We start from the raw sequence: 12833 nt of genomic DNA on the forward strand, positions 1-12833 counted from the left end.
TCAAGTTACCCGGTGCCGGGCGGGCGCCGGGCGCGTAGGGTGGATCACATGCTCGCGCATCCGACCTGCTGGTGGCCCGCCGACCCGGCGGCCACCCTCCGCGCGTAGCTCCATCCACGCGGCCGCCATCGAGGCGGCCGCCGGATCTCCCCGGCCCGGATGGCCGCCTCGACCGGCGGCGCCCGGCCCCACGGAGACACTCGATGACCCACCTGACCGACCTGCTCACCGCCGTGACCAGCGGCGCCGACCCGGGACCCTTCGCGTTGCTGCGTCGCGAGGGCGCGGACGAGTTGGAGTTGTTCACCGGCCCGGTCGACACCGTCGAGCGCCTGGCCGACATCCCGCTGCCGCCGGGCACGCCCGGAGCGCGGACGCTGGCCCTGGTGCCGTACCGCCAGATCACCGAACGCGGCTTCGCCTGCGTCGACGACGGCGCTCCGCTGGAGTGCCTCCAGGTCCGCGAGCATCGGCGGATCGCGCTGGCCGACGCCCTGGCCACGCTGCCCGACGAACCGGTCCGCACCAGCGACGCCGCCTTCGACGTCACCGACGAGGAGTACGCCCGGACCGTGCAACGGGTGCTCGCCGAGGAGATCGGCCGCGGCGAGGGCGCGAACTTCGTCATCCACCGCACCCTGCACGCCACCGTGCAGGGCCGACCGCTGGTGGCCGCGCTGGCCGCGCTACGCCGGTTGCTGGTGGCCGAACGTGGCGCGTACTGGACGTTCGTCGTGCACACCGGCACCCGGACGCTTGTCGGTGCCAGCCCGGAGCGGCACGTGAGCGTCGACGACGGGCTGGTCATGATGAACCCGATCAGCGGCACCTTCCGGTCCGGCGGCGGCACCGCGGACCGGGCGGCGCTGCTGCGCTTCCTCGCCGACCCGAAGGAGGTCGAGGAGCTGTACATGGTGCTCGACGAGGAACTGAAGATGATGGCCACCGTCGCCGAGGACGGCGGCCAGGTGATCGGCCCGTACCTGAAGGAGATGTCGCACCTGGCGCACACCGAGTACCTGCTGGCCGGGCGGGGCACCCGCGACGTCCGGGAGGTGCTTCGGGAAACGATGTTCGCCCCGACCGTGACCGGCAGCCCGATGGAGAACGCCTGCCGGGTGATCGCCCGGCACGAGGGCCGCGGCCGGAGCTACTACGCCGGGGTGCTGGCGCTGCTCGGTCACGACGAGGCCGGTCGGCAGACGCTGGACGCACCGATCCTGATCCGTACCGCCGAGATCTCCCCCACCGGCCACCTGCGGGTGCCGGTGGGCGCCACCCTGGTCCGACACTCGACGGCGGCGGGTGAGGTGGCAGAGACGCACGCCAAGGCCGCCGGTGTGCTGGCCGCGCTCGGCCTCGGGCCGGCGGCGTCCGCCGGCGGCGGCGCGGTCGCCCGGCTGGCCGACGACCCGGAGGTACGCGACGCGCTGGCCGCGCGCAACGCGCCGCTGGCACGGTTCTGGCTGGACCAGCGGGCGCCGGACGCGTCCGGGTTGCCCGGACTGGTCGGCCGCCGAGTGTTGATCGTGGACGCCGAGGACACCTTCACCGGGATGCTGGCCCACCAACTGGGCGCGCTGGGCCTCGCGGTGAGCCTGCGGCCGTGGCACGCGGGTGGGCCCGTCGACGGCTACGACCTGGTGGTGGTCGGCCCCGGGCCGGGTGACCCGGGCAGCCTGGACGAGCCGAAGATGGTGGCGCTGCGGGAGTTGCTGACCGAGTTGCTGGCGACCGGGCGGCCCACCCTCGCGGTCTGCCTCGGCCACCAGGTGCTGGCCGGGCTGCTGGGGCTGGCTCTGCATCGCCGGGAGGCGCCCTACCAGGGGACGCAGCGGGAGGTGTCGCTGTTCGGGCGGGACCGCCGGGTGGGGTTCTACTCCACGTTCACGGCGCGCGCGGACGAGGACCGGGTGGCCAGCGCGTACGGGCCGGTGGAGCTGGCCCGGGACGCGGGCGACGGCGCCGTGCACGCCCTGCGGGGGCGTGGCTTCGCCGGGGTGCAGTTCCACCCGGAGTCGGTGCTCAGCCCGGACGGGCTCGCGGTGCTCAGCGAGCTGTTGACTGATCTGCTGCCGGCACCGAGCGCCGACGAGCTGTCCGCCACGGGCGGGCGCGCATAGCCGTCCCGCCGCCGGGTAGTGCGGGATGCAACCGGTGGCGTGGACGGGCCGAGAGCCCCCGCCCGCGCCACCGGTCGCCTGCCGTCGTCAGCCGGCCATGCCCGCCTTCAGCGCGGTGCCGAGCAGCACCGCACGTCGGGCGGTCAGCGCGCAGGCCCCGAGTGCCACGGCGTCCGGGGCGATCTCCCCGTTGTTGCTCGTGTGCGAGGCACCGTACGGGTTGCCGGCGATGAACTGGCTGGTGTCGGTGTAGCCGGGGGCGACCACGACGCCACCCCAGTGGTAGAAGACGTTGAAGAGCGAGGTCAGCGTGGTCTCCTGCCCGCCGTGCGAGGTCGCCGTCGAGGTGAAGGCGGCGTAGACCTTGTTGGCCAGCGCACCCTGTGCCCACAGCGGACCGGTGGTGTCGATGAACTGCTTCAACTGGGCCGCGATCATGCCGTACCGGGTCGGAGCACCCATGATCACCACATCGGCCCAGGCCAGGTCGTCGACCATCGCCTCGGGAACGTCCTGGGTCTCCAGGTGATGCGCCTGCCAGCCGGAGTTGGAGCGGATCGCCTCGTCCGGCGCCAGCTCGCGGACCTTACGCAGGCGTACGTCGGCGCCGGCATCTCCGGCAGCCTCGCAGACAGCCTGCGCCATCTGGTACGTGATGCTGGTGGCGCTGTAGTAGATCACCGCTACCTTGGTCTGGGCAGCCATCGGATGTCCCCTTCTCGTCTCGGGTCAGCTCCCGCGACTACCCGCTGGGCGCGACCTCTAACGGCAGGGCACGCGGACCCCTGTTCCGGTCCGCCGGCTCAAGTTTTCCGCAACTTCCCGACTGTTTCGACCCCGCGCCCCGTACGGACCGCGATCCTGATGTCACCGGTGCCGGCGGGAACCAACCGCCGCCCCGCACCGAGCACCTGAACGGGGGATCGCGCTTCGCCAGCAACGGAGCTGGCGCAGCGCGATCAGGGGCCGAGCCCGGGCCGCCGCCGCTCAGTGGACCAGGGCCGCCATCAACCGTTCCAGCTCGGCCGCCGGATCGGCGGTGAGCCCGGTGTGCACCGGCCCGGTCTGGATCATCGTGCTGCGCGGAGCGGCCAGCCAGTGGAACCGCTCACCGAGCCGCATCCGGGTCGCCGGCCCGTCGCCGGAGCAGGTCCGGTCGAGGGACGAGAGCACGGCGGCCACCGCCGGCAGGTCGACGTCCGGCGCCAGCGCGCGGACCCGGTCGGCGTCCAGGTGCGTACGCGCGGCCAGGAAGTCGCGCTGTTGGCAGTAGAGCAGCACCCCGACGTTGATCTGTTCGCCGCGCTCGATGCGGGGCACCAGCCGGATCAGCGCGTACTCGAAGGGGTGCCTCATGCCGCGCTCCCCTGCGGCAGCCAGTCGGCGGTGCGGGCGACCCGGCGGGACAGATGTGCCAGGTACGCGGCGCGAGCGGCGTCGGCCGTCTCGAAGTCGGCGGCGGTCAGCCACTCCCCCGGCACCAGCGCCAGCACCTCGGTGAGCAACTCCGGGGTGACCCGGGGCGCCAACTCGGCGTCGGCGTCGGCCAGCCGGGAGGCGTACGGCGCGAGCACGTGGTCGTCAGCCCGGTAGGCACGGTGCACGGCCGCCTCGGCCCGCGGCCAGTTGTGGTGGAAGTACAGCGAGGCCCCGTGGTCGATCAGCCACAACTCCCGGTGCCAGACCAGCAGGTTGGGGTTGCGCCAACTCCGGTCGACGTTCTCCACGTACGCGTCGAACCAGAGCACCCGGGAGGCCAGCACCGGGTCGACGGGGTGCGCCAGCGGGTCGAAGCCCAGCGCCCCGGGCAGGAAGTCCATCCCCAGGTTGGCCCCGCCGCTGTTGCGCAGCAACTCCTGCACCTCCTGGTCGGGCTCGGCTCGCCCGATGACCGGGTCGATGTCGAGCACGACCAGCGGGGGCACCCGCAGCTCCAGACGGCGGGCCAACTCGCCGCAGATCACCTCGGCGATCAGCGCCTTGGGTCCCTGACCGGCGCCGCGGAACTTCGCCACGTACGTGCCCAGGTCGTCGGCCTCCACCACGCCCGGCAGCGACCCACCCTCGCGCAGCGGGGTGACGTAGCGGATGGCGGTGACCTGGCGGAGCACGCCGCCCACCCTACTGGGACCGGCCGGGACGGGTGGCGGGCCGCCCCAGACCGGGACGCGCGGTCAGTCGATCTTGTCGCGCAGCTTGTCGACCTGGGTCTGCAGGCGGTCCACCGCGTTCTCGTTGTTGACGAAGGTGGTGATGCCCGCGGCGAGGCCCAGACCGATCAGCACCGCCAGGATGCTGAGCACCAGACCGCCGATCGACACGCCGCGGCCGGTCACCCCTGGTCGGCGTGCCATCTTGAGGCCGACGATGCCGAGGATGATCCCGATGATGCCGAGCACCAGCCCCAGCCAGGCGAGGATCGCGGTCAACACACTGAACAGGCCGGCCACCCCGAAGACCAGTGCGAAGGTGGCGGCCGCGCTGGTCTTGGCGTCGGTGGACGCCCGGTGTGCCCGGGACCCGGTCGATACGCCGGCACCCCGTGCCGGTTCGCTTGCGGCAGTCATGAGACTCCCCTTTCGTACGCGCGGCTCGCGTACTTCCGGTCGGCCGCCTTCCCTCTGGACCTGCGGTTATGCCACCCGAGGTGGTGCTGTCGGTGGGGTGGCCTACCCTGACGCGGCAACCTCCGGGGAAGGAGCCCGATGACCGGGGAGCTCACCGCATCCGAGGCGCTCGGTCTGCGGATGACCAGCCTGCTGCTGCGCCCGCATCCGAGCACCCGACCCGCTGGTGTCGCCGATGTCGTCGAGTGGTTCGGCGCGATGCAGGCACAGGACCTGGCCAGTGGGCTGTGGTCACTGGGCGCGCGGCTGGCTGGCCGGACCGTCGCGGACGTGCAGGCGGCCCTGGAGCGGCGCGAGGCGCTGCGCACCTGGCCGATGCGGGGCACCGTGCACCTCGTCCCACCCGCCGACGCCCGCTGGATGCTGGAGCTGACCGGCGTTCGTTCGCTGGCCGGAGCGGCGACCCGCCGGGCACAGCTCGGGCTCACCGAGGCCGACGCGGATCGGGCGGTGGATGTCCTCGGCACCGCGTTGACCGGCGGCGGCCGGCTCACCCGTACACAGTGCCTGGCGACCCTACGCGAGGCCGGCCTGGGCACCGACGGACAACGCGGCTACCACCTGCTCTGGTACGCGAGTGTGCGCGGAGTGACCTGTGTGGCACCGAACGTCGGCACCGACCAGACCTTCGCCCTGCTCGACGAGTGGGCGCCGGAGCAACGTCGGCTGGAGCGGGACGAGGCGCTGGCCCTGCTCGCCCACCGCTACGTCCGGGGGCACGGGCCGGTCACCGACCGCGAGTTCGCCGGCTGGACCGGCCTCACCCTGACCGACGCCCGGCGCGGCCTGGCCGCGGCCGGCGACCTGCTGAGCACGGTACGAATCGACGGCGCACCGATGCACATCGACGCGGCGCTGGCCGGTGCGCCGCGCACCCCACCCGATGACGTGCTGGCGCTGCCGGGCTTCGACGAGTACCTGCTCGGCTACCGGGATCGCACGCTGATGCTCGACCCGGCGCACCAGGCGGCCGTGGTGCCGGGCAACAACGGCATCTTCCAGGCGACCGTGGTCCGCGCCGGCCGGGTGGTGGGCGTGTGGAAGCGCAAGGTGGGCCGGGCCGCCGTCACCATCACGGTCCAGCCGCTGACCCCGATGGCGGCCGACGAGCGGGCACGCGTCGAGCAGGCACTACAGCGGTACGCCGACTACCTCGGGCTGCCGCCCCGCTTCGACTGGCCGACCTGAGCACTGCTCACCCCGGTCCGTCTGGCCGGCTTTGCCTGGTCCGGCTTGGCCGGTCCGGTCCGGTCGGGGGCGTCAGTCCTCGGCCGGGCGCGCCGGTAGTTCGTCACCCGATCGTGGGCGTGCCGGCCGCGCGTCACCCGGTCGTGGACGCGCCGTGTTGAGCAGGTCGACGACCCGGGCCACCCGGGGGTCCGCGCGGATCTGCGCCACGCCGGAGGGCAACGGCAACCGCCAGTTCGGGTATTCGTCGACAGTGCCCGGCAGGTTGGGCTGGCGTACCTCGCCCAGCACGTCGTAGAGGGAGACGCCGAGCAGCCGGGACGGGCTTGCCGCGAGCGCGGCGTGCATCGCCACCACCACCTCGCCGTCGTGGGCTGTTGGGGCCTGCCGGTCCAGCGCCGGATCGGAGGTCGCGGCCGGGTCGGGTGCCGCGGCCGGGTCGGGTGCCGTGGTCGGGTCGGGCGCCGTGGCCGGGTCGGGTGCCGTGGCCGGGTCGGGTGCCGTGGCCGGGTCGGGCAGGAGGCGCTCGGTCCGCAGCATCGTGAGCAGGCGCTCCCGGTCGGCGACGGCGCGAGCCCGCTCCACCGCCACGTCGGTGTCGAGCAGCTTCAAGTCGTCGCGTACCCGCACGTGCTCGCCGGTGAGGAAGCCCGGCGCGGTCGGCAGGTCGTGGGTGGAGATCGTGGCGAGAGCGTTGCGCGGCCACCGGGCCGGTGGGACGAAGTCACCCTGGTCGTCGCGGGCGAACCACAGCACCGTCGAGCCGAGCATGTTGCGCCCGCGCAGGCCACGGGTCACCGCCGGTTGGACCGTACCCAGATCCTCGCCGACCACCACGGCGCCGGCACGGTGCGCCTCCAGCGCGAGGATGCCGAGCATGGCCTCGGCGTCGTAGCGCACGTAGGTGCCCTCGGCGGCCCCGCCGCCCGGCGGCACCCACCACAACCGCCACAGGCCGGCGACATGGTCGACCCGCAGGCCGCCCGCGTGTCGCAGGGTCCGGCGCAACATGTCCCGGTACGCGGCGTACCCGGTCGCGGCCAGCCGGTCCGGGCGCCACGCGGCGAGCCCCCAGTCCTGGCCGAGCTGGTTGAAGTCGTCCGGCGGCGCGCCGACCCGGACGCCCTGGGCCAGCACATCGGCGAGCTGCCAGCCGTCCGCGCCGCCCGGGTCGATGCCGACGGCCAGGTCGTGCACCACGCCGACCGGCATCCCGGCGGCGCGAGCCGCCGCCGTGACGGCGTCGAGCTGCTCGTCGCACAGGTGTTGCAGCCAGGCGTGGAAGGCCACCCGGTCGGCGAGCTGGCGGCGCTGCTCGGCGACCGCCGGGGCGTCCGGGTGGTGCAGCTCCGCCGGCCAGGCCCGCCAGTCGTTGCCGTGCCGCTCGGCCAGGGCGCACCAGGTGGCGAAGCTCGCCAGCGCCGGGTCCGCGTCGAGGTCGACCGGCTGGGCGTACGGGTGCAGCAGCTCCAGGGCGTGCCGCTTGGCCGTCCACACCTGGTCGTAGTCGATCAGGTCCCCACGGTCGGGGCGCAGGGCGTCGACCACGGCCCGGGTCGCCGGGTCCGCCGCGGTGTACGCGGCGGTGTCGCTGACGCGCAGGTAGAGCGGGTTGACGAAGCGGCGGCTGGCCGGCGAGTAGGGGGATGCGGCGACCGGGTGCGCCGGCCCGACCGCGTGCAGGGGGTTGAGCAGCACCAGCCCGGCGCCGGTGGCCCCGGCCCAGCCGGTGAAGTCGGCGAGGTCGCCGAGGTCGCCCATGCCCCAGGAGCGTTCCGAGCTGAGCGCGTAGAGCTGGAGCATCCAACCCCAGGTGTGCGGCGGTACGGGCAGCCGACGGGGCACCACGACCAGCGTCACCTCCCGGCCGGCGCAGCTCAACCGGTGCCAGCCCAGCGGCAGGTCCCCCGGCAGCTCACTGTCGACGGCACGCCGGCCGCCGTCCTCCAGGGTCACCACACCCGGGCCGGGCAGCGCCCGGGTCGCGCCGTGGGTGAGCACCACGGTCGCCGGCAGCGCGCTCCGGTCGACCGCGCGGGCGGCGGCGAGCGCGTCGGCCACCGCGGTCGGGCTGGTGGCGTCCACGCCGAGCAGTCCGAGCACGCCCACGACGGTTTCCGGTGCGACCTCGACGCGACGGTGTCGCCAGTCCTCGTACCAGGTGGACACGCCGTGCGCCTTGGCCAGCGCGGTCAATCGTCGGTCCATTCCGCCCCCCGCCTCACAAAGCGACCCAAACACCTTCCCACGACCGGCGGCGCGGCGCAGGGCGGGCGGGACCACCCCCGCCGCCAGCCGCGCCGCCTCGCCTCGCCTAGCCTCGCCTCGCCTAGCCTCGCCTCGCCGATCAAGGAGTTGTGGTGGGTAACAAAACGCCCGTAAGCCCCCGGACCCGGCACCACAACTCCATGATCGACACGTCCGGCCTGCCCCGGGCCGGACGGGCCTACACGCAGAGGACCTTGTCAGTCGGCGAGCGCGCCGGCTGCTCGGCCCTCGTGGAGGGTCAGGTTGCGGCCGGTCGCCGGGTCGAACAGATGGATCTTCTCCAGGTTGAACCAGACCCGGCGGGACTGTCCCTCGGCCACCGGTGACTCCGCGGACAGCCGGGTCACCAGGTTGCCACCCGCACCGGCGAAGTCGGCGGCACCCGCGTCGGCGGCCAACTCCTCCAGTTCGGCGGCGCTGGCCTTCTCGCCCTCCACGGTGAAGTAGACGTACTTGTCCGAGCCCATCGACTCGACGATGTCGACAGGCGCCTCGAACTCCATGCCCCGGCGGCGGGTGTCGTCGTCGACAAGTTCGGCGTCCTCGAAGTGCTCGGGGCGGATGCCGAGGATCAGCTCCCGAGGTGCGTCGGCCGCCTCCAGCTCGCGGCGGACCCGGTCGCCGAGCGGCACGTCACCCAGGGCCGTGTGCAGGCTGCCGTCCTGTACGGCGGCGTGCAGGAAGTTCATCGACGGAGAGCCGATGAAGCCGGCCACGAAGAGGTTGCGCGGGTGGTCGTACAGCTCCTGGGGAGGGCCGACCTGCTGCACCGCGCCGCCGCGCATGATCACCACGCGGTCGCCGAGGGTCATCGCCTCGGTCTGGTCGTGGGTGACGTAGACGGTGGTCGTGCCGAGCTGCTTCTGCAACCGGGACACCACCGTGCGCATCTGCACCCGCAGTTTGGCGTCGAGGTTGGACAGCGGCTCGTCCATCAGGAACGCCTTCGGCTGGCGGACGATCGCCCGGCCCATCGCCACCCGCTGCCGCTGCCCGCCGGAGAGGTTGGCCGGCTTGCGGTCCAGCAGGGTGGTCAGCTCCAGCACCTTGGCCGCCTCGTCGACCTTCTGGTTGATGGTCTCCTTGTCCAGCTTCGCCAGCCGCAGCGGGAACGCCATGTTCTCCCGCACGGTCATGTTCGGGTACAGGGCGTACGACTGGAAGACCATGGCGATGTCCCGGTCCCGGGGAGCCTTGTCGTTGACCCGCTGGCCGCCGATGCGCAGCTCGCCGGAGCTGATGTCCTCCAGGCCGGCGATCATGTTGAGGGTGGTGGACTTGCCGCAGCCCGAGGGGCCGACCAGGATCACGAACTCGCCGTCGGCGATCTCCAGGTCGACGTCCTGCACGGCGACGGTCCCGTCCGGGAAACTCTTGCTCACCTTGTCGAGCACGATGTCAGCCATGACTACTCACCTATCCCTTGACTGCGCCGGAGGTCAGGCCGGACACGATGCGGCGCTGGAAGAAGAGGACGAACAGGATGATCGGAACGGTGATGACGACGGCGGCGGCGCAGATCGCCCCGGTGGGGTCCTCGAACTGCGAAGCGCCGGTGAAGAACGACAGCGCGGCCGGCACCGTGCGGGACCGCTCGGTGGAGGTCAGCGAGATGGCGAACAGGAAGTCGTTCCAGCAGAAGATGAACACCAGGATCGCCGTGGTGAACAACCCGGGCGCGGCCAGCGGGGCGATCACCCGACGGAACGCCTGGGCCTGCGTGGCGCCGTCCATCTTCGCCGCCTTCTCCAGGTCCCACGGGATCTGCTTGAAGAACGCCGACAGCGTGTAGATCGCCAGCGGCAGCGCGAAGGTGATGTACGGCGTGATCAGCCCGAGCCAGGTGTCGAAGATGCCGATCGTCCGCTCGATCTCGAACAGCGGTGACACCAGCGACACCTGCGGGAACATCGCGATCAGCAGGGAGACGCCGACCAGCACCTTCTTGCCGGGGAAGTCCAGCCGACTGATCGCGTACGCGGCCATCGCGCCGAGCACCACCGCGATCAGCGTGGCGATCAGGGCGATGCCGATCGAGTTGACGAGTGCCCGGACGAACTGGTCGGTGTCGAAGATCGTCTTGTAGTTGTCGAGCGTCCACTCCCGAGGGATGAAGTTCCCGTCGGTGAGGGTGGCCGGCGTCTTGAACGACAGCGACGCGATCCACAGCACCGGGACGAGCGCGAAGACGACCACGACGACGTCCAGCAGACCCCAGCGCAGCTTCGCTCGGGTGGTGGTTTCGACGGCCATGTCAGCGCCTCTCCCCGTCGTCGCTGCCGGGGGCAGCGGTGCCGAACAGCTTCACGAAGACGAACGCGATGATCGCCACGGCGATGAAGATCAGCACCGACATCGTCGAGCCGATGCCGAGGTTCAGGCCCCGGATCAGGTTGTTGTAGGCGAGCATCGACACCGACGAGGTCTCGTTGCCCCCGGCGGTCAACACGAAGATGTTGTCGAAGACGCGGAACGCGTCCAGGGTGCGGAACAGCAGCGCGACCAGGATCGCCGGCTTCATCACCGGCAGCATCACCTTGGTGAACTTCTGCCAGGCGGTGGCACCGTCGGTGGAGGCCGCCTTGAGCAGGTCCTCCGGCACCAGCGCCAGCCCGGCCATCAGCAGCAGCGCCATGAACGGGGTGGTCTTCCAGATCTCCGCGAGCATGATGATCGCCAGCGAGCTGGCCCGCTCGGTGAGGGGTGCGCCGTCACTGAACACGTCGGCCAGGTAGCCGGTGCCGGGCGTCCAGGCGTACCGCCAGGAGAACGCCGCGACCACCGTGACGATCCCGTACGGGATGAGCGCGGAGGTGCGGACGATGCCCCGCCCGACAAGCGTGCGGTGCATGATGATCGCCAGACCCATGCCGAGCACCAGCTCGACGGCCACGGTGACCACCGTGATCAGCGCGGTCACCCCGAACGCGGTCCACCAGAACTCGTTGGTGAGCACCGTGACGTAGTTTTCCAGGCCGATGAACTCACGCTGGTCGGGAAAGCGCAGGTCGTAGCGCTGCAACGACAGCCAGACCGAGTAGAGGATCGGGTACGCGGTCACCAGGATCATGACCAGGGCGGCGGGGGCGCAGAGCAACCAGCCCAGCCTGCGCTCGGATTTCTTGTTCGCGCTCAACGGCGGCTTACGGCCACCGCCGCGTTGGGTGGGCACGGCGGCGGGCGCACGGGTCTCCTCCGCGGCGACGTCCGCGCCAGTCGGCGTGGCGTTGATGCTCACGGTGCCACCTTCTTTCGCGACTTCGGGGCTCGCAGGAACGGCTCACTCCTCGCGCTCACGGCAGGACCCCCTTGGATTGGAGGGCGTCGGCGATGGCACCGCGCAACTCGTCGGCGGTCTGCTGTGGACGGATCGCCGACGGCGGCGACAGGATCGCCGACATCACGGTGGAGATGCTCTGGTAGGCCGGCGTCAGGGGACGGGTCGCCGGTTCCTTCAGCTCTTCCAGGATGGTGTCCTTCATCGGGTACGCCTCGGTCATCTCCGGGTCGTCGAAGACCGCCTCGATGGTGGGTGGCACGCCGTCGTTGATGGCGGAGAACTTCTGGTGCTCGGCGCTGCGGATGCACCGGGCCGCCTCGAAGGACAGCTCCGGGTGCTTGGAGTAGGAGCTGACGGCCAGGTTGACCCCGCCGATGGTGACCTTGCTGGGGGTGCCCTCGTCGACGCCGGGGATCCGGGCCCAGCCGACCTGCTTGGCCAGGTCCGGGTTGGCCTCCTGAAGGGCCGGGTAGACGAACGGCCAGTTCACCTGGAACGCGCCCGAGCCGGACTGGAACTCCAGCCGGACCGGGTCCTCGGTGGCGTTGCTGAACGACGGCGAGGTCACGCCCGACGTGGCGAACTTCTTGAGCTGCTCCAGCGCCCGGACCGTGCCGTCGTCCATCACGGCCTGGGTGCCGTCGTCGTTGAGGATCTTTCCTCCGGCGCTCTCGGCCAGGGTGTTGTAGAGGACGACCAGGCCCTCGTACTGGGCGCCCATGGTGAGCACCTGGTACGGCTTTCCCTGGTCCTTGAGCTGCTGGGCCGCGCTGATCATCTGGTCCCAGGTGGTCGGCGGCTGCGGCACCAGGTCCTTGCGGTACCAGAGCAACTGGACGTTCGTGTTCTTCGGCGCCGCGTACAGCTTGTCCTCGTAGCGGGCGGTGGACAGCGGCCCGGCGAGGGTGCCCTGCTCGACCTCGGCCTTGTCCTGGCCGGTCCACTCGCGGATCCAGTCGGCGCTGGCGAATTCCTGGGTCCAGGTCACGTCCAGCCCGAGCAGGTCCATTCCGCTGTCCTGGGCGGCCAGCCGGCGCACCATCTGCACCCGCTGGTCGTCGGCCTGCCGGGGCAGCACCTGGTAGGCGATCTCGTACCGTCCCTGCGCCTGCACGTTGCAGTCGTCGACGACCTTTTGCAGGTTCTGCTCGGGCGGGTAGTACAGGTTGAGCGTCGGTGGGCCGCCATCGTCGTCCGCGCCGCACGCGGCGAGCGGTGCGACAAGCGCCAACGCGGCCGCCGCCGCGCCCAGCCGCACAATCGGCCGGCGTCGGTGTCGAGCCGTTTCGGGGTCCGTCATCGCCCTCCCCCTCTCCTCGGCGAAAGACCGGGGAGGGCATCCGTGCC

Annotated in this window: 11 protein-coding genes; 2 read left to right on the forward strand and 9 right to left on the reverse strand. The window is 71.8% G+C overall.

The window, feature by feature from the left end; all coding sequences use genetic code 11:
- Positions 1–203: 203 nt before the first annotated feature.
- Positions 204–2123 carry an anthranilate synthase family protein gene (locus AB0A90_RS17665; protein ID WP_357248450.1) on the forward strand — a complete coding sequence of 640 codons (1920 nt, stop codon included), beginning with the start codon at positions 204–206 and terminating at the stop codon, positions 2121–2123.
- An 87-nt stretch (positions 2124–2210) separates the two neighbouring features.
- On the opposite strand, the gene wrbA is transcribed toward AB0A90_RS17665, so the two are convergent.
- The 4 genes from wrbA to AB0A90_RS17685 form a co-directional block, all read right to left on the reverse strand.
- Positions 2211–2828 (reverse strand): NAD(P)H:quinone oxidoreductase, encoded by a 618-nt coding sequence (gene wrbA / locus AB0A90_RS17670; RefSeq protein WP_357248453.1) that lies wholly within the window; start codon positions 2826–2828, stop codon positions 2211–2213.
- Positions 2829–3110: 282 nt separating this feature from the next.
- The gene (locus tag AB0A90_RS17675) at positions 3111–3479 is read right to left on the reverse strand and encodes a DUF3037 domain-containing protein (RefSeq protein WP_357248456.1); all 369 of its coding nucleotides are present in this window, start codon (positions 3477–3479) and stop codon (positions 3111–3113) included.
- Complete coding sequence (locus AB0A90_RS17680; protein WP_357248459.1) at positions 3476–4234, reverse strand: HipA family kinase; 759 nt, start codon at positions 4232–4234, stop codon at positions 3476–3478. The genes AB0A90_RS17675 and AB0A90_RS17680 overlap by 4 nt, the downstream gene beginning before the upstream one ends.
- 63 nt (positions 4235–4297) lie before the next feature.
- Entirely contained in the window at positions 4298–4690 is a 393-nt protein-coding gene (locus AB0A90_RS17685; protein WP_357248461.1) for a hypothetical protein, read from the reverse strand.
- 138 nt (positions 4691–4828) lie between these two features.
- Here AB0A90_RS17685 and AB0A90_RS17690 point away from each other — a divergent pair, with 138 nt between their 5' ends.
- Entirely contained in the window at positions 4829–5938 is a 1110-nt protein-coding gene (locus tag AB0A90_RS17690) for a winged helix DNA-binding domain-containing protein (RefSeq protein WP_357248464.1), read from the forward strand.
- 72 nt (positions 5939–6010) lie between these two features.
- On the opposite strand, the gene malQ is transcribed toward AB0A90_RS17690, so the two are convergent.
- The 5 genes from malQ to AB0A90_RS17715 form a co-directional block, all read right to left on the reverse strand.
- A complete protein-coding gene (gene malQ, locus AB0A90_RS17695) occupies positions 6011–8146 on the reverse strand; it encodes a 4-alpha-glucanotransferase (protein WP_357248467.1) in 2136 nt (711 codons plus the stop codon).
- A 257-nt stretch (positions 8147–8403) separates the two neighbouring features.
- Positions 8404–9612 (reverse strand): sn-glycerol-3-phosphate ABC transporter ATP-binding protein UgpC, encoded by a 1209-nt coding sequence (gene ugpC / locus AB0A90_RS17700; protein ID WP_357248469.1) that lies wholly within the window; start codon positions 9610–9612, stop codon positions 8404–8406.
- Between the two features lie 10 nt (positions 9613–9622).
- Positions 9623–10459, reverse strand: a complete 837-nt coding sequence (locus AB0A90_RS17705; protein WP_357248472.1) for a carbohydrate ABC transporter permease — start codon at positions 10457–10459, stop codon at positions 9623–9625.
- A gap of 1 nt (position 10460) precedes the next feature.
- Complete coding sequence (locus tag AB0A90_RS17710) at positions 10461–11444, reverse strand: sugar ABC transporter permease (protein WP_357248474.1); 984 nt, start codon at positions 11442–11444, stop codon at positions 10461–10463.
- 55 nt (positions 11445–11499) lie between these two features.
- The gene (locus AB0A90_RS17715) at positions 11500–12786 is read right to left on the reverse strand and encodes an ABC transporter substrate-binding protein (RefSeq protein WP_357248477.1); all 1287 of its coding nucleotides are present in this window, start codon (positions 12784–12786) and stop codon (positions 11500–11502) included.
- Between the last annotated feature and the right edge of the window lie 47 nt (positions 12787–12833).

Source organism: Micromonospora sp. NPDC049204 (genome assembly GCF_040647935.1).
Taxonomy (GTDB): domain Bacteria; phylum Actinomycetota; class Actinomycetes; order Mycobacteriales; family Micromonosporaceae; genus Micromonospora.

Bases quoted from the DNA above. Each gene is read 5' to 3' on its own strand.
- AB0A90_RS17675 (WP_357248456.1), bottom strand. From the start codon at position 3,479: ATGAGGCACCCCTTCGAGTACGCGCTGATCCGGCTGGTGCCCCGCATC.
- AB0A90_RS17665 (WP_357248450.1), top strand. From the start codon at position 204: ATGACCCACCTGACCGACCTGCTCACCGCCGTGACCAGCGGCGCCGAC.
- AB0A90_RS17705 (WP_357248472.1), bottom strand. From the start codon at position 10,459: ATGGCCGTCGAAACCACCACCCGAGCGAAGCTGCGCTGGGGTCTGCTG.
- AB0A90_RS17715 (WP_357248477.1), bottom strand. From the start codon at position 12,786: ATGACGGACCCCGAAACGGCTCGACACCGACGCCGGCCGATTGTGCGG.
- wrbA (WP_357248453.1), bottom strand. From the start codon at position 2,828: ATGGCTGCCCAGACCAAGGTAGCGGTGATCTACTACAGCGCCACCAGC.
- malQ (WP_357248467.1), bottom strand. From the start codon at position 8,146: ATGGACCGACGATTGACCGCGCTGGCCAAGGCGCACGGCGTGTCCACC.
- AB0A90_RS17690 (WP_357248464.1), top strand. From the start codon at position 4,829: ATGACCGGGGAGCTCACCGCATCCGAGGCGCTCGGTCTGCGGATGACC.
- ugpC (WP_357248469.1), bottom strand. From the start codon at position 9,612: ATGGCTGACATCGTGCTCGACAAGGTGAGCAAGAGTTTCCCGGACGGG.
- AB0A90_RS17685 (WP_357248461.1), bottom strand. From the start codon at position 4,690: ATGACTGCCGCAAGCGAACCGGCACGGGGTGCCGGCGTATCGACCGGG.